Genomic DNA, 20,736 nt, shown 5'->3' with positions numbered 1-20,736 from the left:
CCCGCCGTTTTACAGAGGGCCATGGCGCGATCGACGGCGGCCGAGGCCCCGGCGATGACCACCTGCCCCGGCGAATTGAAGTTGACCGGCGCCACGACTTCTCCTTCAGCGCCCTGTTCACACGCCTTGATAATGGCGTCGTCTTCGAGCCCGATAATGGCGGCCATACCGCCCTGCCCCGCGGGCACCGCTTCCTGCATCAGCTTGCCGCGCTGCTGAACCAGAGCAATGGCATCGGCAAAGCTGACCACATCCGCCGCCACCAGCGCTGACCACTCACCGAGACTGTGACCCGCCAGCAGTGCGGGTACCGCGCCGTTCTGGGACTTCCAGACGCGCCATACGGCGGTACTGGCTGCCAGCAACATCGGCTGGGTGCGCTCGGTGAGGTTGAGCTGCTCCTGGGGCCCCTTCTGAACCAACTCCCACAGGTCATAACCAAGCACATCGGACGCTTCGGCAAATGTATCCGTCACTACGCCGTATTCCGAGGCCAGATCCGCCAGCATACCCACCTTTTGCGAACCCTGGCCGGGGAAAACAAAGGCCAATGATTGTTCGGACATAAACTCCACCTCTTATGATGTTGTTTCCAGAGCCACGAAGCGCACCCGTCGGTCAGGACTCCGCGAGCTCGGTTTCAATATGTTCAGTTACCCGCCGGCGCACCTGCTCTATGGCCACATTCAGGGCTCCGGCAAAGGCCCCCTCATCAGCGCCACCGTGACTTTTGATCACCGGCCGCCTGAGCCCCAGGAAAATGGCCCCGTTGTAGGCGCCCGGGTCCAGCTCGGTGCGCCAACGGCGAAGCAGGGGCATCAACAGGGGAACCGCCAGGCGATAACGCCAGCGCGATCGGATGCCCGAGCGCAGCTTCTCGCCAATCAGCTTCGCCACACCTTCGCTGGCCTTGAGCGCGACGTTTCCGGCAAAGCCATCGCAGACCACCACATCGGCCCGCCCGGTGTAGATGTCATCCCCTTCAATGTAGCCGATATAGTGCAGGCGGCGGTCATCGGCCATCAGCCGACTGGCGGCCTGCACCACCTCAGGGCCCTTGCCGGACTCGACACCGACATTCAGCAGGGCCACTTCGGCATCCCGGCCCAGCTCCCGCGTCGCCAAGACCGCGCCCATCAGGGCAAACTGGTGCAGCTGCTCCGCCGTCGCCTGAAGGTTGGCACCGAGGTCAAGCATCCAGGTTCGCCCACGGGACACTGGCATCGCCTTGCAGATGGCGGGTCGCTCAATGCCCGGCAGGCTTTTCAGAAGGTAGCGGCCCATCGCCATCAATGCCCCGGTATTGCCGGCACTGACGCAGGCATCGGCCTGACCGGTGCGCACCAGATCCAACGCCCGCCACATGGAGGTTTCACGCCCGTGACGAAGCGCCGCGCGCGGATCATCATCCATCGCCACCCAGGATGGGGCATGATGCACGGAGACAGAGGACGGGAGAGTCGCGGGCAGCAAGCGCTCCAGAACGGAACGTTCACCCACTAGGATAAAGCGAACCCCGGAAGCGGCCGAGGTTGCCAATCGGAGCACCGCCAAGATAGCAGTGCGGGGACCTAAGTCCCCGCTCATAGCGTCTACCGCTATACGAATCATTTCCGGATGGCTGAGTAGTCAGCGACTCCGAAATTACTCGTCGTTGCCGGTGTCGACCACTTTACGACCGCGGTAAAAACCGTCGGCAGACACGTGGTGACGCAGGTGTTTTTCACCGGTCGTCGGGTCTACTGACAGCGCTTTTCCGGTCAGCGCGTCGTGAGAGCGACGCATGCCACGCTTGGAACGGGTCTTACGGTTTTGTTGTACGGCCATGATGATCTCCTGTTGACAATACCACTGAAGCCGGGGCGCCTCACGATTTCGGCGAGCCCTTGAGTTGCTTCAGAACTTGAAACGGGTTTTTTGTCGGCTCCGGCTCCACCGGCTCGCCACTGCTGAGCAATTGCTCATCAATGCACAGCGCCTCGTGATAAGCCACCGACGGCAAACTTAACAATAGCTCTTCTTCTACCATTGTGTAGAAGTCCGTGTTTCCATCCTCCGGCAATATCCAGGGATCCAGGGCGCGAGGCAGCTGTCGGGCTTCCTCTTCCGTGCGCACCAGTGCCAGCTCAATCTGCGCGTCCACCGCAACGGTCACCGGACCGAGGCAGCGTTGGCAGGTAAACACCAGATCAGCGGCGGCCGAACCTTCAACCACCAGCTTACCGGCCTCACTGATCCCGAAGGTCAGATCCACGCGAGCCTGCGCCCCTTCCTCCAACAGCAGATCCTGAATCCGGGTCAGTTGATCCACCGGCACATAGCCACTGATCCGGACGCCCTGTTGCGCGAATTTGCGCGGGTCGCCCTGACGCGGCAGAGGCTTGTCGAAGGGGGCTGAAAACATAAGCGCGCAATAATAGGGATAAGCGCCGCCTGTGTCAAAGAAAAAAGTGGCCAAAGGCCGCAACGACGGGGGTTTCCGTTAAAATGTTGACCGATTATCACTGTTTTTCGGAGATTGACCCATGCCAGAGCTATTATTGGCCTCCCGCTCGCCCTATCGACGCCAGCTACTCGAGCGGCTGAATCTGACCTTCACCTGCACCGCTCCCGAGGTTGATGAAACCCCCGCCCCAGGTGAAACACCAGAGGCCCTGGCCCGGCGACTGGCCCACATGAAGGCCCGCGCCCTGGCACCCACCGAAGCTCACGACCTGTTAATCATTGGCTCGGACCAGGTGGCCACCCTGGATGGCGAACAGTGCCTCGGTAAACCGGGCGATCACCAGAGGGCCGTTGAACAACTGCGCGCGGCCAGCGGGAAGGTGGTCACCTTTTACACCGGCCTTTGTATTTACGATGCCCGCACCGGTACCGATGAAACCCGGTGCGAGAGCGTCCGAGCGCACTTTCGCCCCCTGACGGACACACAGATTGAGCAGTATCTGCGGCAGGAAACGCCCTACGACTGCGCCGGCGCTTTCAAAGTGGAGGGGCTGGGCATTTGCCTGTTCGAGCGCCTGGAGGGCGATGATCCGAATGCACTGATCGGTCTGCCGCTGATCCAGTTGACCGAAATGCTGCAAAAGGCCGGTCTCGACCCCCTGCTCATGCCAACGGCGTCCCGTTAGCTTACAACCGATCCCACCGGAGCAGCTCATCAAACTGATCCAGGCACAGGGCGGGCTCATAGGGATGCAGCCGATCAATGGTATGGGCACCGTAACTGACGGCAATGCGATCCATGCCCGCTCGACGTCCCATTTCCATGTCGTATTCGGTATCCCCCACCATGACCGCGCTGGACGGCTCGGCCCGAAACGCCTCCAGCAATTGATGAAGCATCAGCGGATGCGGCTTCGAGGCGGTCTCATCGGCGCAGCGGGTGCCGTGAAAAAAACCATCAAGCCCCATGACCTTCAACACCCGATCCAGCCCCACCCGGCTTTTGCCGGTCGCCACGGCCATCTGATGCCCATCGTCACGCAACCGGGTCAGCGTTTCCATTACCCCGGGGAACAGCTCGGAGGGCTGCGCCTGATCGGCACGCAGATAGTTCGACCGATACCGATCGCGCAGCAGGCCATGCCCTTTGTCATCCTGATCCGGGAACAATAAATGAAGCGCCTCGGGCAAACCTAGCCCGATGATGTTCTGCACGGCAGCAGCTTCCGGGATCGGCCAACCGAGATCCTCGGCCGACTGTTGCATGGCCCGGGTAATCAGGCCTGTGGAATCGCTCAAAGTGCCATCCCAGTCAAAAATCAACAACAACGCTTATACCTCTTGATAACGTCCATCAAACACCAATAGCCTCATTCGTATTGGCGTCACTCTTGGGGCGTTTGCGCCAGAACGGTCTGCAGATCATCCGGCAGCGGTGCAACCACGCGCGTCATGGCCGACTGGTCCGGGAGGTAAAAACCCAGCTCCGCGGCATGCAGGAACAGGCGCTTTACGCCCCTCGCCCGCCAACGCCTATTGGCTTCATCATCGCCGTACTTCTCATCCCCAACCAGACTGTGGCCGGCGGACTGGGCATGAACCCGAATCTGGTGAGTCCGCCCCGTAATCAAATGTGCCTCGACCAGGGTCGCCCCCTCAAAGCGCCGCAGAACCCGAAACCGGGTCAGGCTCGGCTTGCCCTCCGGATGCACCTTGACGATCCGGTCGCCGTTGATTTCCAGGCGCATCAGGGGCGCATCGACTTTGGTTTTACGCTCAGACCAGCGCCCCAGCACCAGCGCCTGATAGATTTTGGTAACGCCGCTGGCGCTCTTGTCTCTGAGCGCCGCCTGCATATGGCGGAGCATACTGCGCTTTTTAGCCACCATAATGCAGCCGGACGTATCCCGATCCAGCCGGTGGATCAATTCCAGAAAGCGGGCCTCCGGCCTCATCTGCCGCAGCACCTCAATCAACCCCAGACTGACACCGCTCCCACCGTGAACGGCGAGACCCGGCGGCTTATTGAGCACCAACAGTCCCTCGTTCTCGAACAGGATGGCGCTATCAAGCTGACGAACCAGTTGATCGCTGGGCTTGGGTGCGGGCGCACTCTGGGTCACCCGCACCGGGGGCACGCGCACCTGATCCCCAGAGACCAGACGATAATCGGGCTTGACCCGACCTTTATTCACCCGCACTTCGCCCTTGCGCAAAATGTTGTACACCCGGGACTTGGGCACCCCTTTGAGGCGAGCCATCAGGAAGTTGTCGATTCGCTGACCGGCCTGGTCAGCATCAATCGTCAGCCACTGGACCTGAGTGGGTGGCGTCTGGGGCGGCGGGGCCGACCGGGAGGAAGAGGAGGGTTTAGTCATGGCGCGCATGATAGCGCAAACCGGGCCGGGTCGCGACGGGATACTCCCTGACGCCAGGCTCGGGCCCGAAAACAAAGGCAGATTGAAGCTTTTTGCAATTACTGTTATATTCCGGGCTGCTGGGACAGGCAGGTTTCCGGACAGGTAAGCGTAAATCAGGCCTGTTGCGAGGAAATACCGCTGACAGCAACAGGGCCACTTCGGGCCAGGCGAGATGGTTTACCTCCCCCCGATGTTGGCCAGTGAACTGACAAAACCGGTGCTACCGCAACGACGCCCGAAAGGCCTGCGGGGCACCCCATGACCATCGCGCCAACCGCGTGATAGCCATAGTTGATACTGTACGTGTTTTTGTAGAACTCTGATTTCTACGCATTGCCGGCCAGGTGATTTTCCGGCGTCACAGCGAACACAGGGTCCAGACCAAGATGGTTTCTGGCGGACCTGAGAGATACCACGTGACGATTCGGCACCCGAACACAACACCGGCACTGCCAGATTCCACGCGGAACCCCCCGTTGAGCCCAGCTCCACCCGGGGAACCGCCTGAAGCCGAAACGAGAAAACTAGAGTTTCATGGAGCAGGATTGCATGACGATCAAGGCAACCGACAGCCCCCTCCGCCGACCGGCTCTTTGCCGGGCGGAGCCTGTGGCTGGCCGTCTGCCTCTGCCCCCAACCCCGACAGGCTCTACCCTGGAGCCCGGTCGGCCCTAAGGTTGTAAAACACAACAGCGTTAACCTTGGTTATTCCGCCGGCCTGGCGCCCCGGACGACTATATTAGGTAACGCATGAAAAGAATGCTCATTAATGCAACTCAACCCGAAGAGTTGCGCGTAGCGCTGGTCGACGGCCAATGGCTGTACGACCTGGACATCGAAAATCGCAATCGAGAGCAGAAAAAAGCCAACATCTACAAAGGCAAAATAACCCGGGTTGAACCCAGCCTGGAAGCCGCCTTTGTTGACTACGGTGCCGAGCGCCACGGCTTTCTCCCCCTGAAAGAAATCTCCCGCGAGTACTTCAGCAAAGCCCCCAACGATGTTGAGGGCCGCATCAAGATCAAGGAAGTGGTCAAAGAAGGTACCGAAGTGATCGTGCAGGTCGACAAAGAGGAACGCGGCAACAAAGGCGCCGCGCTCACCACTTTTGTCAGCCTGGCGGGTCGCTACCTGGTCCTGATGCCCAACAACCCCCGCGCCGGTGGCATTTCCCGCCGCATCGAAGGGGAAGACCGGGCGCAGCTCAAAGATGCCCTGAGCGGCGTCGAAATCCCCTCCGGGATGGGAATCATCATTCGCACCGCCGGCGTTGGCCGCAGCGCGGAAGAGCTTCAATGGGACCTGAACTACCTTCTGCAACTGTGGGAATCGATCGACAAGGCCGCCAAAAGCGCCCCGGCACCGAACTTCCTGTTTCAGGAAAGTAACGTCATCATCCGCGCCATTCGCGACTACCTTCGCCAGGACGTCGGCGAAGTGATCGTGGATAACAAGGAAGCCTTCGATCTGGCCAACGGTTTCATCCAACAGGTGATGCCCAACTTCGGCAGCAAGGTCAAGCTGTACAACGACGACATTCCGCTGTTCAACCGTTACCAGATTGAAAGCCAGATCGAGACCGCGTTTCAGCGCGAAGTCAAACTGCCTTCCGGCGGCTCCATCGTCATTGATGTGACCGAGGCATTGGTGTCCATCGACATCAACTCCTCGCGCGCCACCAAAGGCGGCGACATCGAAGAGACCGCCCTGCAGACCAACCTGGAAGCCGCTGACGAGATCGCCCGGCAATTGCGTTTGCGGGACATGGGCGGCCTGATTGTGATCGACTTTATCGACATGCAGCCTGCCCGCAATCAACGGGAAGTGGAAAACCGCATGCGCGACGCGTTGAACATGGACCGGGCCCGCGTTCAGGTAGGCCGCATTTCACGCTTTGGCCTGCTCGAAATGTCGCGCCAGCGCCTGCGCCCTTCCCTGGGCGAAGTGCACTCGAAAGTCTGCCCCCGCTGTAACGGTCAGGGCACCATTCGCAGCACCCGCTCTCTGGCCCTGTCGATCCTGCGTCTGGTGGAAGAAGAAGCACAGAAAGAGCGCAGCGCCGAGATCCGCGCGATTGCGCCGGTTTCTGTGGCCACCTATCTGCTCAACGAAAAACGCAAAACCATTTCCAACATCGAGCAGCGCAACAGCACCCGCGTGGTCGTCGTGCCGAACGCCGACATGATGACGCCACACTTCGAAGTTCAGCGTCTGCGCGATGACGACGAGGGCACGCTGGAGACCAGCTACAAAATTGTCGCCACCGCCGACGAACACAGCGAAGAGGAAGTGGAAACCAGCAGCAAGCCGGCCCCCCTGCCCCAGCCCGCTGTGCAACCGGCCGCGCCCACAGAAGCGGCACCCACGCCCGTGGCACCCAAAGAGCCCAGCCTGTGGGAGCGTTTTGTCGCCCTGCTGGTAGGCCTGTTCAAGGGTGATGAAGAGGACAAGAAGTCATCGTCGTCGAAAGGTCGTGGCCATCAACGCAGCCGGCACAGTCGCGGCGGCAACCAGAATCGACGTCGCGAGGGTGGCAACCGCAACCGCCGCGGTGGTCGTCGTGATGAACGCGGCAACCAGCGCGATGGCGACAGTCGCCCTGAAAAGCGTCAGGACAAAGCCTCGGACAACAGTCAGGACAAAGGGCAAGACAAAGGGCAGGACAAAAACGCCGAAGGCAACAGCGGTCGCCGTTCCCGTGGGGGCAGAAACCGTCGCGGTGGCGCCGGCAACAAGCCGGAAAACCGCGGTGATAACAGTCAGCCGAAAGACGCCTCACCGCAGAAAGCCGAGGCCGCCGAGGTCAATGAGCCGGCACAAGAGCAGGCCACCAATGAGCAGCAGGAAAACCGGCCGCCCAAGCGCCCGGCGGGACGTCGCACCCGTTCCGGCCCCCGTCGCCGTAACCGCCGCGAACTGCCCGAGGAGGTGATCGAGAAGGCCAATGAAATCCAGGCCGCCAATCAGGACACCACCGACAACGTGAAGGCCGAGCGAAGCAACCGGGCTAACCGTGACCAGAAGGCAGGCTCCGAGGCCCGCAGTGACAATGCGACCGACGACAAACCCGCCAAGGCGGACACGTCGGCTCGTCGCACTGACACAGGACCAGTGACGGCTCAGGCAGACACAGACCAGAGTGAAGAGCGCGAAGCGCGGCGCACTCGCGGCAACACTGAGGCCCGCAACACCGCGACCACTGAGGAGCCTCAATCTCCGAAGGACGCCGACGCTGAAGCCACCATCAAGCCAACGGCTACGGCGGAACTTCGGGAAGAGGCGCCCCGTCGCGTCAGCCAGCGTCAAGTGGGCGAGCCTCGCCCAACCCAGGACGCCGCTGCCCCGAAAGTCGACACGGCAGAAAGTAGCACCACAAAAAGCGATACCAAAGCGGCGCAGAACGCAACGGATACTGAGGCACCCCAGGGCCGCTCGGTAACCGACACGGGCTCGGCTGAAACCGACGCCGAGGTCTCTGCCAAAGCGGTCCAGCCGGCCACTCCAGAGCCGGTCGCTGAGCCCGCCAATACCGCCACCCCGGCGGAGCCCGCAGCGCCCGAGGAAAATGTGCTAGCCGAGGACGAGGCAAGCAAAGAAAGCGTCACCGCCGACACTCAGGAGCCGACAACCGCTGAGGCGCCGGCAGCCACTGCAGAGCCCGCAGAGGCTCCGGACGCGCCGGCAGAGGAGACGCAGGAAGTCAGCGCACCGACTCCGGAGCCCGCACCCCGCTCGTCGGCGCGGGCGACCAATGATCCGCGTCTGGCTCCCCAGCCCAAGGTACCGACGGAGATCGTGACCGAGCATCGTCAACGCTCCGCAGCCCAGGCGCTGGATACCCGGCAACCGCCCGCGGTAAGCCACAACCCACGGCCTCTGGCGCGCCCGGCAAATGACCCGCGCAACCGGCAGGCTCCCGAGGTTGAGTCAAGCGCCAGCGAGTAAACCTCGTAACGGCAAGTACAAAGGGCGCTCTCTTCGGGGAGCGCCCTTTTTTTGGCTCTTCAATCACTACTAAGTCTTCGAAATCCTTGAGTTTTTTTCCGCCCTCCCCTTGCCCCACAGAAAAAGCTCTGTATAATTTGCCCCTCTTCGGAAGGGTGGCAGAGCGGTTGAATGCAGCGGTCTTGAAAACCGCCGTAGGTTAATAGCCTACCCAGGGTTCGAATCCCTGCCCTTCCGCCATACAAAAACCCCGCCAGCAATGGTGGGGTTTTTTTTATGGCAGAAGGGACGGGTGAGAACCCTCCGTTCGACTAACAAATATTTACACCACCCCCCCTAGAACTCCCCCCAACCCGCCCCCATCTAATGCAACAAGCTTGGCAAGTTTCCGCCGGTTCCAGTATGATCTATGTCAGGCAATATTTGTCATCAATGGAGAAAAGCAATGCGAGAGCTCTACACCCAGAATGCCCGTGCTGATATCGGCAGCAGCATTGAGGTCAACAAGGTTTTGCGCAACACCTATATGTTGCTGGCACTGACCCTGGCCTTCAGTGCCGTGACCGCGGGTATCGCCATGGCCATCAATATGTCTCACGGCATGGGGCTGATCATGAGCGTCATTGCCATCGTATTGGTCTGGTTCGTACTGCCCAAAACCGCCAACTCCTCGGCCGGTCTGGGCGTCGTGTTTGCGTTCACCGGTCTGATTGGCGCCAGCCTCGGCCCCATCGTGAATCATTACCTGGCCATGTCCAATGGCGGCTCCATCGTTTTGCAGGCCCTGGGCGGCACTGCGGTCATTTTCCTCGGGCTGTCCGGCTACACCCTGACCACTCGCAAGGACTTCAGCTTCCTGCGCGGTTTTGTTGCGGTCGGCCTGATGGTGATGATCGCCTGTATGCTGTTGCTGATCGGCGCCTCCCTGTTCGGTTTTGATGTATCTGCCCTGAGCTTGGCCTTCTCTGCCGGTATTGTGTTGCTGATGTCGGCACTGATTCTGTTCCAGACCAGCGCCATTATTCATGGCGGTGAGACCAACTACATCATGGCGACCACATCACTGTACCTGTCAATCATCAACCTCTTTACCAGCCTGCTGCACCTGCTCGGTGCCAGCAACGAGTAAAGCGGGACGCACCACCATGAAAAAAGCCCCGTAGATCGGGGCTTTTTTTGTTTCAGGAACCAGCGCTGATGAAATTCTCACTCGCCGTATACGCCGCACCCTTCAACTCAGAGGCCAGCCAGAGCGCCCTGAACTTCGCGCAGGCACTCCTGCGCCAGGGCCACGACATCTATCGCGTTTTTTTCTATCAGGAGGGAGTGGCAACAGGTAATCGGCTCGCCACTCCCGCTCAGGATGAACAGAACCTGGTGGAGGAATGGCGAACCCTGGCCCGCGAGAACGCCATCGATGTGGTCGTCTGCATCGCCGCGGCGTTGCGTCGAGGCATTCTCAATCAGGAAGAGGCTGACCGCTACGAGCACGATGTTGCCAACCTTGCACCGGAGTTCAGTTTAAGCGGTCTGGGGCAGTGGGTGGACGCAGCGGTTCATGCCGACCGGGTCGTCACGTTTGGTGCCTGATGGAAAGGAGATGGAAATGAGTTGCCGCTTATTGTTTGTGATGCGCCACGCCCCCTACGGTAGCAGCACCGCCCGGGAGGCCCTGGATGCGCTCCTGGCGACCGCGGTATTCGGCCAGGACGTCGGCGTCCTGTTCATGAATGACGGGGTTTTTCAATTGGTACGGGATCAGTCTCCCGACACCCTCCCCCAGAAAAATCTGGCGTCAAGCCTGCAGGCATTACCGATCTACGACGTCGAACGATTGTATGTACACACCCCCTCACTGACCGAACGGGGTCTGGTAATGTCCGATCTGGTCATGGACAACCTTATCGAGCTGGACAACCGTGCGGTAGGCCGCCTGTTTTCCGAGCAGGACCAACTCCTCAGCTTTTAAGGTCGTTCTTCATGAGCACACTCCATACCGTCAATAAATCCCCATTTGAACACCGGACCCTTCGCGCCTGCCTTGATGTCTGCCAACCCGGGGACGCGGTGCTTCTGATTGAAGATGGTGTCTACGGCGCCCTGCCCGCCCCACCGGAAGCGAGTGCACTGAACGACTTGCACGAACGTCAGATTGAGGTGTACGCGCTGGAAGCGGACCTTAAGGCTCGCGGCCTGATGGAACGGATCGCGAACGGAGTGTCGATCTCGGACTATGAGAAATTCGTGGCGCTATCCGTCGCGCACAACACAATCCAGAGCTGGTACTGACATGTCACTGACAGTGGACGGTAAGACGTTGAGCACAGACAAGGAAGGCTATCTGAAAGACTTGGGGGACTGGAGCCCGGCGGTCGCCGAGGCGCTGGCCAGTCGCGAAAACATTACTCTGACAGCAGAGCACTGGGAAGTGATTGAACTGCTGCGTGAATTCTACCGCGAGTTCGAACTATCCCCCGCCATGCGCCCGCTGGTCAAGCGGGTGGGGCAAAAACTCGGCACGGAAAAAGGGCGCAGCATTTACCTGATGAAACTGTTTCCGCCCAGTCCGGCCAAGATTGCCAGTAAAATCGCCGGGCTGCCCCGCCCCGACAATTGTCTGTAGCCTGAACGAAGTTTACAGACCGAGGGGCTCGGTGTTTTTGCGCGCGAAGTACTCTCGGGTCAGACCTACCACAACACTGGATAGCGCCAGTAACGCAATCAGATTAGGAATGGCCATCAGGCCATTGAGAATATCCGCAAGAATCCAGACCACACCCAGGCTCATATTGGCGCCGACCGGAATCGCCAGCACCCACAGCACCCGAAACGGCTTAACCACACGCTCACCCATCAAGTACTGGGCACAGCGTTCACCGTAGTAGCTCCAGCCCAACAGGGTCGTGAACGCAAACAGGGAGACGCTCAGTGCGATCAAATGTTGCCCCTGGGGAATCACCGATGCGAAAGCCTCTTGGGACATGGCCGCACCCTCGGCCCCTGTCTGCCAGGCCCCCGTGACGATCAACACCAGGCCCGTCACGGTGCACACCACCAGTGTGTCGATAAAGGTGCCGAGCATCGCTATCAGCCCCTGGCGTACCGGGCTGTTAGTCTGCGCCGCCGCGTGGGCAATAGGCGCGCTACCCAGGCCCGCCTCGTTAGAGAACACCCCTCGGGCAACCCCAAACTGAATCGCCATCATCACGGTGGCGCCGGCAAAACCGCCGGTCGCCGCGGTCCCGGTGAAAGCGGAGTCAACCACCAACAGGACCGCCGCCGGCAGCACCGGCAAGTGGAGCGCCAGAATCACCAGCCCCGACAGAAGGTAGACGATGGCCATGAACGGCACCAGTTTCCCGGCGACACTGGCCAGACGCTTGATACCACCGATCAGAACGGCCCCCACCAGCGCCATAAGCAGGACACTGGTAATCCAGGGGCTGATGTTGAAACTCTCGGACAGTGCATCGGCAACGGAATTGGCCTGTACCGTGTTGCCGATACCAAACCCCGCGAGCATGCCAAAAAAAGCGAACAGAGCGCCGAGCCACATCCAGCGTTTGCCCAGACCGTTCTTGATGTAATACATGGGGCCACCGACGTGGCGCCCCTGATGATCGGTTTCCCGGAACTGGACCGCACACACGGCTTCGGCGTACTTGGTCGCCATCCCCACCAGGGCGCTGCACCACATCCAGAACAACGCACCCGGGCCGCCAATGCCGATGGCCGTGGCGACCCCCACGATGTTGCCCGTGCCGATGGTCGCGGACAGCGCCGTCATGAGCGCGTTAAAGCCGCTGATGTCCCCTTCGCCCTGAGCCTGGCGGCCCTGGAAGAGTTGCCGGAAAGCGGTGCCGATGCGTCTCAGGGGCATGGCGCCGAGACGCACCATCAGGAAAAGGCCGGTGCCCAGAATCAGCACCAGCATGAACTCCCCCCACACCAGATCACTGAGGGTCTTCAAAAAGCTTTCCAGTGAACGGATGGCGGAGGAGTCAGTCATGGATTAGATGGACTTGATGGTGCCTTTGGGCAGAACGGCGTGAACCGCAACCTTCTGGAACTTCTGCTCAATGTTTTCGCCGGTTTCCAGAACGATGTAGTTGTCGTCAACCTTGAGGATTTTGCCCAGCAGGCCGCTGGTCATGACCACTTCATCACCTTTGCTCAACGCGGACACCAGGTTCTGATGCTCTTTTTGACGCTTGCGCTGCGGGCGGATGATAAACAGGTACATGAACACAAACAGGCCCACAAACATCAGCAGAGTGACCATCGGGTTACCCTGGGGTTGCGCAGCATCTTGAGCCATTGCGGCGGGAATAAAGAAATCCATGAAACAAGCCTCATTCTTCTAGGTCGGAAAAAGGGCTAACTCTACCCTGTTTGTGCGGGGCAGGCAATTACATGGAGGGAGTTGGTCGGTGAAAATCAAGAAGCCTCAGCCGCTGGGGACGGCTGAGGCGATCGCCAAATCTGTGGTCAGGCGTAATCGCGAAACAGCTTGCGGAAGACACTCGGAGAAAGTCCGGTCCACCGCTTGAAAGCGTTGGTAAAACTGGTGCGGTCCGAAAAGTCCAATGCTTTGGATACCGCATCAACGCTCATATGCTGATCAATAAGAAACTTGATCGCATAGTGGAAACGTAGACTGTCCCGCAGTTGGGCAAAGTTTTCGCCCTGCTGCTGCAAACGACGCTGCAAAGTCCGTTTTGACAGGTCCAGATCCTCGGCAATGTAATCAATTGCTAAGGGATCCTGACCGACGCGACGGTGCAGAACATCCAGAACCTTGGCGGCCACCCCTTCTGCCGGGGGAATACGCGCTAACTCCAGATATTCATGATAAGACCGGACACCGGGCGTGGCGAACGGGCGTGCCGCACTTTCACTGATTCGATCGTCGATACGCTGTAACTGAATCATACAGGCCTCTCCTTCTGCCAAAAACTCTGGGCATTGAAAATTAATGACGCTGGGTGGTCGCGGAGCGACTGCCAACCGAAGCCGCCAGTAACCGAGCTCGCGCGATCGTTATTGTCGACCAGCGGACAGGCCGATGCCTGAGCCCTGATCGGTCCCGAGGTTTGACGGACAACCCTGTACCTCGAGGGCTGGGCCCTCAACCTCAAGACAGTTCTAGTATAGGCCAATCAAAGCGCAATTGTCGCTAACGGAGTCAAAAAACCCGACATTCAGCGGGACTAAGATCACATTTTTATTAAAAACCTGATCTTATACCGTAAAAGTCACCCTCGAGTCCGATTTGGCCCAACCAGTGCGTCATTTACTTCCAAAATGCTCCCGAACCCAGGTCAGAATGACCTGATCGTGGTTTTTGGTGGTGAACTTTTCAGGGATGGCCCGCAGACGCCCGTCTTTATCAATGATGAAGGTGGTGCGGATCAGCCCCATGTACTCTTTACCGGCAAACTGCTTCAACCCCCAGACGCCATATTTTTCGGCAATCTGGTGCTCCGGGTCGGACAGCAGATCAAAGGTCAATCCCTGCTTGGCAATAAACTTCTGCAGTGCCGGCTCCTTGTCCGGACTCACTCCCAATACGACCGTATCGTACTGCGCCAGTTCCGCGAGCGAATCGCGCATGCCACAGGCCTGGACGGTGCAGCCCGGGGTGGAGGCCTTGGGATAGAAGTACAACACGACGTTCTGTTTACCCTTGAAGTCTTTCAGGCTGACCGCTTCACCATTCTGATTGTTCAGGGTGAAGGCCGGGGCCAGATTGCCGATTTTCGGTAATGCCATGGTTCGCTCCGAATTGCATTGTCAAAGATCATCTTGAGGCACCGCACCGAAGTAGTGCAATGCCGTTTGCCGTTACGCCGAACTCAATCCCGGTAGAGTTTGAGCAGGTCCCCGTAATGGTCTACCCGCCGATCTCTCAGGTAGGGCCAGATGCGCCGCACGTTCTCGCTGCGCTCCATATCCAGGGAGACCACGGTGTGCTCCACCTGATCCGTGCTGCCCTGGTAGAGAAACTCCCCCTGGGGGCCGGCGACAAAGCTGCTACCCCAGAAGTCGATGCCGGAGCCACCGCCGGGATCGGTTTCGTGACCCATGCGGTTGACGCTGACCACGGGCACACCGTTGGCTACCGCATGGGCGCGCTGAATGGTGATCCAGGCCTGGCGCTGACGCTCCTGCTCCTCGGGGTCATCTTCCCGACTCCAGCCGATGGCGGTGGGATAAATGAGCAGTTCCGCGCCCGCCATGGCCATCAGGCGAGCCGCTTCCGGGAACCACTGGTCCCAGCACACCAGAACTCCGAGCTTGCCCACTGAGGTCTGAATGGGCTGAAAGCCCAGATCGCCCGGGGTGAAATAGAACTTCTCGTAAAAACCCGGATCGTCCGGAATGTGCATTTTGCGGTAGGTGCCGGCGATGGTGCCATCGCGCTCCAGAACCACCGCTGTGTTGTGATACAGCCCCGGCGCCCGACGCTCGAACAGCGAGGCGACAATCACCAGGTTCAGCTCGCGGGCCAGGGCGCCCAGACGATCGGTACTGGGGCCGGGAATGGGCTCTGCCAGATCAAACTCGTCCACGTCCTCCTGCTGACAGAAATACAGGCCCCGGTGCAATTCCTGCAGCACCACCAACTGGGCGCCCTGCTCCGCCGCGCGGCGGATGCCGTCAATGGAAGCCTGCAGGTTGGATTCGAGGTCGGCACTGCAGGCGTGCTGAATCAGCCCGACGTTAAGCTGGGTCATAGAGAACTCCCTCGGGTAATTGCATGGTAATACAGTGCAGGCTGCCCCCCTGCTCGATCAGTACCGAGCAGGGAATGCCGAAGATGTGATAACCGGGAAAAGCCTGCATCACCTGCTCCAGGGCCTGTTCATCACTGGGGCAGTCGTACTGCGGCACCATAACGGCGCCATTGATGATCAGAAAGTTGGCGTAGGTGGCCGGCAGGCGTCGGCCGTCGTCGCTGTGTACCGCTCCCGGCCAGGGCAGTGGTACCAGTTGGTAGGGCTCGCCATCGGCATCGGTCATCAGCGCCAGTTCGGCTTCCATCGCCTTGAGTTCGGCGTAGTGCGAGTCCTCCGGGTCATCGCACTGCACATAGGCGATGACATTGTTCGGGCACAACCGCGCCAGGGTATCGATGTGGCTATCGGTGTCATCCCCTTCGAGATGGCCGTGCTTGAGCCAATTGACCTTGCGTACCCCGAACGCCTCCTTCAGGCGCATTTCAATGGCCTCCCGACTCAACCCCGGGTTGCGGTTCTCATTCAACAGGCAGGCTTCGGTGGTGAGCAGCGTGCCGCGCCCATCGACCTCAATCGAACCGCCCTCCAGCACCCAATCCTGGCGCTCCAGCGCCACCTCGGGAAAGGCGCCGTCGCGATGCAGGCGCTCGGTAATGCCGTTGTCCAGATCGTGGGCAAACTTGCCGCCCCAGCCGTTAAACTGAAAGTCCAACAGGACCGGACGCTCGCCCTCGAGCACGGTGAGCGGGCCGTGGTCCCGGGCCCAGGTATCGTTGCTCGGCGCCGGGCGCAGGTGAACGCTGTCCATGGGCACATTCATCGCCTCCAGGCGGCTCTGTATGGCGTCCAGCGCCTGCTCCGGCACGGCTATGATCAGGTCCGCATAGTCCGCAATCACGGTCACCAGCCCCTCATACAGCGGGATCACCTCATCGAGCAGCGGCGCCCAATCGCTGTCCCCATGGGGCCAGGTCAGCAGCACGGCGTCCTGGGGTTCCCACTCGGCGGGCAGGCGGAATTGTGGCATCAAAAGCACCTCGTTGGTTCGGCTTCAAAGGGCGGCGATTATAGCGCATCCGGGCCGCTAAGGTCCGCCGCGCTAACACTATCACCCGCCGCTCACCCTCTCTATAATAGCCGCCACTGAATACGTCGCGCTTGAGCGACCGGACGAGTTCACTATGCTTCGATTGCTTATCGCCCTGATTGTCATCATCGGCCTATGGGCGGCCATGGCCCATATTCGGCGCCTGCCGCCGGCCGAGCGCAAGCGCCTTTACTGGCGCCTCGGTCTGTGGGGCGGCGGGCTGGGACTGATTCTGATGGTCGCCACCGGGCGGGCCCACTGGCTGTTTGCCGTGCTGGGCGCCCTGCTCCCCCTGGCAAAAACCGCCATTGCCCTGGGCCTGCAGTTTTTCCCGCTGTGGAAGCAGCGCCAGCAGCAGGCCGGCCCCGCCAGCCCGCCGAGCGGCCCCATGGATGTACGCGAAGCCATGGACACGCTGGGCCTGAAAGGCGACGAGCAGGCACTCACTCGGGAGGACATCATCGGTGCCCACCGCAAACTGATGCAGAAGCTGCACCCGGACCGGGGCGGCAATGACTATCTGGCGGCCAAGGTCAACGAGGCCAAAGAGCTGTTACTCAAACGCCTGAGCTGATGGATATCAGGTCAGGCGCTTGAGTAACACATGCACATACCGTCCGAGCGAGCGGTAGGGTTCCAACTGCGAGAGTCGCAGCTCCTGCTCCAGCACCTTGTCCGGCGCCTGCTCGCGCAGTGACTTGTCCAGAATGTAGTCGTGAAACACCCGGATGCCACTGGTGGCCAGCCGCTCCAACGGCCTCGCCGCCAGCCACTGATCCACCGTCTCCGGATAGAGCGGATTGATGGGGGACAGACTGCCCCGAAACCCGCCGTAATCCCCCCGCTCCACCTTCTTGAAGTTGGCCCGTAGCAGGTTTTTGTACACCGCGCCGTGCAGGTTGTAGTAGCACAGGGAGAGGTGACCGCCGGGCTTGAGCCAGCGAATCAGGTGATCGATCAGGGCTTCCGGATCCAGCACCCACTCAAGTACCGCGTGGCAGATCACCAGATCAAAGGGCTCAGTCTCTTCTGGCAAGGCGTCGCCCAGAGACTGGATGGCGCTTTGCACCAGAGTCACCTGCCCGCTGACCCCCAACTGCTCCGCTTCCGCCCGGGCACCAAGCAGCATCTGCTCGGACAGGTCGCACAGGGTAATGGCATGCCCGGCCCGAGCCAGGGGCAGGGAAAACTGGCCCTGCCCGCCTCCGGCATCCAGAATGCGCAGGGGCGGCCGACCGGTATCGGGCACAAAAGGCGGAAACGGCCAGTGTTGACCAAAGTCGCGGCGCAGCACGCTGAGCCGGATACGCCCCTTGAGCCCGCCGTAGACATTGCGGGCGAAACGCTGGGCGAGATCGTCAAAGTCGCGGTCGCCGGTGACCGGTTGCTTGGGCATAGCGTGCCTCAGGCGGCCTGGGGCACGCCGCTGTGAAAGCGGAAGGTGTCATCCGGCGATTCGATCAACGAGCGCTCCAGTGCCAGAAACTCTTCCACCCGAGCCTCGATGGACTCCCCGCCGGCGGCCTTGCGGGCCAGCTTGAGGTAGTCCTGAAAGTGCCGGGCCTCGGACTTGAGCAGCGACAGATAAAACCCCTGCAGCTCTTCATCCAGGTGCGGGGCCAATTTGGCGAAGCGCTCACAGGAGCGGGCTTCGATGATCCCGCCCACAATCAGGGTATCCACGTAGCGCCCCGGCTCGTGGGTACGGATCGGCTTGCGCAGCTCGGAGGCATAGCGGCTGGGGGAAATCTGCCCGTAAGCGATGTCGCGCTTTTGCATCAGGCTCATCACCTGCTCGTAGTGACGCAGCTCTTCCCGGGCCAGGCGGGACATCTTATGCATCATCTCGAAGTCGCCCACATAGCGGTACATCAGCGTCAGCGCAGTGGACGCGGCCTTCTTTTCGCAGTTGGCATGATCGAGCAGCAGCAGCGGCTCATTGGCCAGCGCCCAGCGAACCCAGGCATCCGGCGTTTCGCACTGAAGAAAATCAAGAATAGGTTTTATATCAGTCATTTACATCACAAAGTTCAAGTGTTTTGCGCTGCTTTTTGCATCGCATCCGCGGCCAAACCCGGGGCAATATAGCGCTCGTAGTGCGCGCAGGAAAGCTCGTAATAGTCGTGATCGATCTGATCGCGCAGCTCGGATAGAGAATACGCCCGCCATTCGGGGCGCACCCGCAGACCGTAGTGCGCCGGTTCCCGGATCTGGCTGGCCCCGGCCTTGAGCAGATCGAAGATCCAGCAGTGCGGGTCCCGATCTTCGTTGAACCGCACCTGCTGGTGCCGGATCTGCTCGTGCAAAACGGCTTCGTCCAGAATCTCGAAGCGCGCCGACACCACCTGGGTCAGAAAGGCCTCCAGGCGTTTGACGATAATGTAGCGCTGCTCCTGATCGTAGGCATTCCAGTCGATCACCTCATGGGCAAATCGCTTGCAGCCCCGGCACACGCTATCCCCGATGCCCGTTGAACAGACACCAACACAGGGGGTTTTGACCCGCTTGAATACTGCCATATCAATAAGGATATCCCGCTACATCCAGTTCAATCTGCCAGAGCGTACCCGCACCAGTCAGGTACAGCGTCTGACGCTCGGGGCCGCCAAAGGCGGCATTCGTGATATTCGCATCGACACGGATCTCCGCCAGGGATTCACCCTCGGGGGAGAACACCCGCACTCGCTGCCTGGTGTGTTCGGTGACATAGATGTTACCCAGGCAGTCAATCGCCATACCGTCGGGCACAGTCACATCGGCCAGATCCCGCTGCCCGGTTACCTGCCCGTCTTCATCCAACGAATAGGCCCTGAGCACGCCCTGCTCACCGCCGCCGGCGACGTAGAGGGTCTGCTCATCCGGGGACAGGGAGACACCATTGGGATTGCTCAGGGTATCGTCCACCAGGGACACACCGTCGGAATCAATACGATAGACCCGGGTCTTTGGTTGTCCACCCGGCGCCGCCGAGCGCTGAAAGTCCGGATCGGTAAAATAGATCACGCCATCGCGGGTCAGGGTCAGATCGTTGGGGGAGTTGAACGGGCTGTCGGCATACTCATCCCAGACAATCTCCCGGTCACCGGTAGAGAGCTCGTAGCGTGAGATGGCCTTGGCGTCGTGGGTGGCGGCCATCAGAAAGCCTTCGGCATCCACGGCCAGACCATTGCTGCCGCTGTCTTCCAGCGCGGTTTCCAGGGTGCCCTCTTCGGTCAGGCGCTGCACTCGCGAGGGGAAGCCTTCCTGAAAGGTGAAATCGGAGAAGTACAGGGACCCACCAATCCACACCGGCCCTTCATACAGACCCGCTTCTTCCCGGGTGGTGGCGGAGCCCGGAATCCGCTCGGCGGTCAGAGTCCCCGAGGGTGCCTGACCGGCGTCTTGCGGGCACTGCCACTGGCTGTCTGGCGTGGGTGCGGTACCGGGGTTGTCCGGGTCGCTGTACTCGACCCCACTGGCCGCGGCATTACCGGAGGCTTCGGGTGACGGCTGCGGTTCTTCAGCGGGTTCACAGCCCCAGAGAATCAGCGCGGTCAGTGCGGCACCCAGAGGCGCCAGGGTGTGTCGGGTGGTGTTCATGGAGGATGTCCTTGTGCCGATTTTAAGTTATTTATAGCTTTAGGTTTTACCTGTAAGCTATTGATTTATATAAGGTCAAATCACTTCATCAAGATGCGAGCATTATACCGCTCACACAGGTCAGGAACCAGTTGCTTTAATACAGGCGCTTCGAATGTAACGCTCCGACTGGGTCTACCCTTGTGAGACACGCCGTGAACCCATCCGTGGGGGCTCATCACCCGCCGTCCAGGCGGGTGACGGTCTCACAAGGGTAGACCCAGCCTCCGCAGAGGAGGCGTAAAGCTCAGGGAACTAGCCACCATACTTTTAATCGTGGCACTGAGGGCCGGGAAGGGAAAGCCCTTTCAAGACCGTAAGCGGAGGGGCTCCGCGCGTCGAGTCCCATGGTCGCTCACTTGGATGTGGGAAGTGCCCCGAGGCGCTGGTAGCGCAAAAAAGCATCGGGTTAATCAGGAGCCTTCTCCTTTCTAGCCTTCAGCTCCTCATTTGGACCTAAGGTGCTATTTCCCGAAACGTT

The 20,736-nt window shown here is 60.2% G+C and carries 24 protein-coding genes and 1 tRNA gene; 9 read left to right on the top strand and 16 right to left on the bottom strand.

All coding sequences use genetic code 11. The features are described from left to right. From B3187_RS01675 to B3187_RS01660, 4 genes are all read right to left on the bottom strand, one after another. A partial coding sequence (locus B3187_RS01675; RefSeq protein WP_286804335.1) for an ACP S-malonyltransferase occupies window positions 1–566 on the bottom strand: 566 nt, incomplete at its 3' end. A gap of 52 nt (window positions 567–618) precedes the next feature. Continuing rightward, the gene (gene plsX / locus B3187_RS01670) at window positions 619–1,611 is read right to left on the bottom strand and encodes a phosphate acyltransferase PlsX (protein ID WP_024460252.1); all 993 of its coding nucleotides are present in this window, start codon (window positions 1,609–1,611) and stop codon (window positions 619–621) included. A 33-nt stretch (window positions 1,612–1,644) separates the two neighbouring features. Further along, complete coding sequence (gene rpmF, locus B3187_RS01665) at window positions 1,645–1,827, bottom strand: 50S ribosomal protein L32 (RefSeq protein ID WP_024460253.1); 183 nt, start codon at window positions 1,825–1,827, stop codon at window positions 1,645–1,647. A 40-nt stretch (window positions 1,828–1,867) separates the two neighbouring features. Continuing rightward, complete coding sequence (locus B3187_RS01660) at window positions 1,868–2,404, bottom strand: YceD family protein (protein WP_024460254.1); 537 nt, start codon at window positions 2,402–2,404, stop codon at window positions 1,868–1,870. A gap of 121 nt (window positions 2,405–2,525) precedes the next feature. Here B3187_RS01660 and B3187_RS01655 point away from each other — a divergent pair, with 121 nt between their 5' ends. Then, window positions 2,526–3,131: a Maf family protein gene (locus B3187_RS01655; RefSeq protein WP_123637427.1), complete on the top strand. Its 606-nt coding sequence runs from the start codon at window positions 2,526–2,528 to the stop codon at window positions 3,129–3,131. A gap of 1 nt (window position 3,132) precedes the next feature. Here the strand turns inward: B3187_RS01655 and B3187_RS01650 are convergent, their stop codons facing one another. Next, window positions 3,133–3,774, bottom strand: a complete 642-nt coding sequence (locus tag B3187_RS01650) for an HAD-IA family hydrolase (protein WP_286804334.1) — start codon at window positions 3,772–3,774, stop codon at window positions 3,133–3,135. 56 nt (window positions 3,775–3,830) lie between these two features. Then, window positions 3,831–4,823 carry a 23S rRNA pseudouridine(955/2504/2580) synthase RluC gene (gene rluC, locus B3187_RS01645; RefSeq protein ID WP_286804333.1) on the bottom strand — a complete coding sequence of 331 codons (993 nt, stop codon included), beginning with the start codon at window positions 4,821–4,823 and terminating at the stop codon, window positions 3,831–3,833. Window positions 4,824–5,615: 792 nt separating this feature from the next. Between rluC and rne the strand changes: the two genes are divergently transcribed. The 7 genes from rne to B3187_RS01610 all read left to right on the top strand — a co-directional run bounded on the left by rne (window position 5,616) and on the right by B3187_RS01610 (window position 11,433). Then, window positions 5,616–8,810, top strand: a complete 3,195-nt coding sequence (rne, locus tag B3187_RS01640) for a ribonuclease E (protein ID WP_286804332.1) — start codon at window positions 5,616–5,618, stop codon at window positions 8,808–8,810. 149 nt (window positions 8,811–8,959) lie between these two features. Beyond that, a tRNA-Ser gene (locus B3187_RS01635) sits at window positions 8,960–9,050 on the top strand. Between the two features lie 205 nt (window positions 9,051–9,255). Further along, window positions 9,256–9,939, top strand: a complete 684-nt coding sequence (locus B3187_RS01630) for a Bax inhibitor-1/YccA family protein (RefSeq protein ID WP_123637431.1) — start codon at window positions 9,256–9,258, stop codon at window positions 9,937–9,939. Between the two features lie 68 nt (window positions 9,940–10,007). Continuing rightward, complete coding sequence (gene tusD, locus B3187_RS01625) at window positions 10,008–10,400, top strand: sulfurtransferase complex subunit TusD (protein WP_123637432.1); 393 nt, start codon at window positions 10,008–10,010, stop codon at window positions 10,398–10,400. A 16-nt stretch (window positions 10,401–10,416) separates the two neighbouring features. Beyond that, complete coding sequence (gene tusC, locus B3187_RS01620; RefSeq protein ID WP_123637433.1) at window positions 10,417–10,779, top strand: sulfurtransferase complex subunit TusC; 363 nt, start codon at window positions 10,417–10,419, stop codon at window positions 10,777–10,779. Window positions 10,780–10,790: 11 nt separating this feature from the next. Further along, window positions 10,791–11,099, top strand: a complete 309-nt coding sequence (gene tusB, locus B3187_RS01615) for a sulfurtransferase complex subunit TusB (protein WP_286804331.1) — start codon at window positions 10,791–10,793, stop codon at window positions 11,097–11,099. 1 nt (window position 11,100) lies between these two features. Further along, window positions 11,101–11,433 carry a TusE/DsrC/DsvC family sulfur relay protein gene (locus tag B3187_RS01610; RefSeq protein WP_123637435.1) on the top strand — a complete coding sequence of 111 codons (333 nt, stop codon included), beginning with the start codon at window positions 11,101–11,103 and terminating at the stop codon, window positions 11,431–11,433. 12 nt (window positions 11,434–11,445) lie between these two features. Here the strand turns inward: B3187_RS01610 and B3187_RS01605 are convergent, their stop codons facing one another. The 6 genes from B3187_RS01605 to B3187_RS01580 form a co-directional block, all read right to left on the bottom strand. Further along, entirely contained in the window at window positions 11,446–12,819 is a 1,374-nt protein-coding gene (locus tag B3187_RS01605) for an alanine/glycine:cation symporter family protein (RefSeq protein ID WP_286804330.1), read from the bottom strand. Between the two features lie 3 nt (window positions 12,820–12,822). Next, window positions 12,823–13,152, bottom strand: coding sequence for a preprotein translocase subunit YajC (gene yajC / locus B3187_RS01600; protein ID WP_024460265.1), 330 nt, complete (start codon window positions 13,150–13,152; stop codon window positions 12,823–12,825). Window positions 13,153–13,298: 146 nt separating this feature from the next. Beyond that, complete coding sequence (locus B3187_RS01595) at window positions 13,299–13,742, bottom strand: helix-turn-helix domain-containing protein (protein ID WP_024460266.1); 444 nt, start codon at window positions 13,740–13,742, stop codon at window positions 13,299–13,301. 357 nt (window positions 13,743–14,099) lie between these two features. Further along, window positions 14,100–14,582: a thioredoxin-dependent thiol peroxidase gene (gene bcp / locus B3187_RS01590; protein ID WP_286804329.1), complete on the bottom strand. Its 483-nt coding sequence runs from the start codon at window positions 14,580–14,582 to the stop codon at window positions 14,100–14,102. An 83-nt stretch (window positions 14,583–14,665) separates the two neighbouring features. Further along, the gene (locus B3187_RS01585; RefSeq protein ID WP_286804328.1) at window positions 14,666–15,547 is read right to left on the bottom strand and encodes a carbon-nitrogen hydrolase; all 882 of its coding nucleotides are present in this window, start codon (window positions 15,545–15,547) and stop codon (window positions 14,666–14,668) included. After that, window positions 15,534–16,577 carry an agmatine deiminase family protein gene (locus B3187_RS01580; RefSeq protein ID WP_286804327.1) on the bottom strand — a complete coding sequence of 348 codons (1,044 nt, stop codon included), beginning with the start codon at window positions 16,575–16,577 and terminating at the stop codon, window positions 15,534–15,536. Before B3187_RS01580 ends, B3187_RS01585 begins: the two co-directional genes overlap by 14 nt. Before the next feature lie 154 nt (window positions 16,578–16,731). Between B3187_RS01580 and B3187_RS01575 the strand changes: the two genes are divergently transcribed. Beyond that, window positions 16,732–17,211: a molecular chaperone DnaJ gene (locus tag B3187_RS01575; RefSeq protein WP_123637439.1), complete on the top strand. Its 480-nt coding sequence runs from the start codon at window positions 16,732–16,734 to the stop codon at window positions 17,209–17,211. 6 nt (window positions 17,212–17,217) lie between these two features. On the opposite strand, the gene B3187_RS01570 is transcribed toward B3187_RS01575, so the two are convergent. From B3187_RS01570 to B3187_RS01555, 4 genes are read right to left on the bottom strand one after another with little or no spacing between them, the layout of a single operon-like run. Beyond that, window positions 17,218–18,033 carry a methyltransferase domain-containing protein gene (locus B3187_RS01570; protein WP_286804326.1) on the bottom strand — a complete coding sequence of 272 codons (816 nt, stop codon included), beginning with the start codon at window positions 18,031–18,033 and terminating at the stop codon, window positions 17,218–17,220. 8 nt (window positions 18,034–18,041) lie between these two features. Then, entirely contained in the window at window positions 18,042–18,653 is a 612-nt protein-coding gene (locus B3187_RS01565; RefSeq protein WP_123637441.1) for a tRNA-(ms[2]io[6]A)-hydroxylase, read from the bottom strand. Between the two features lie 14 nt (window positions 18,654–18,667). Next, window positions 18,668–19,156 carry a DUF1289 domain-containing protein gene (locus B3187_RS01560; RefSeq protein WP_286804325.1) on the bottom strand — a complete coding sequence of 163 codons (489 nt, stop codon included), beginning with the start codon at window positions 19,154–19,156 and terminating at the stop codon, window positions 18,668–18,670. 1 nt (window position 19,157) lies between these two features. Next, window positions 19,158–20,216, bottom strand: coding sequence for an SMP-30/gluconolactonase/LRE family protein (locus tag B3187_RS01555; protein ID WP_286804324.1), 1,059 nt, complete (start codon window positions 20,214–20,216; stop codon window positions 19,158–19,160). Window positions 20,217–20,736: the final 520 nt, after the last annotated feature.

Source organism: Marinimicrobium sp. UBA4209, from assembly GCF_002381585.1.
GTDB classification, from domain to species: Bacteria; Pseudomonadota; Gammaproteobacteria; order Pseudomonadales; family Cellvibrionaceae; genus Marinimicrobium; species Marinimicrobium koreense.
Note: the sequence above shows the minus strand (reverse complement) of the source record. Positions and strands in the feature narration are given on the sequence as shown.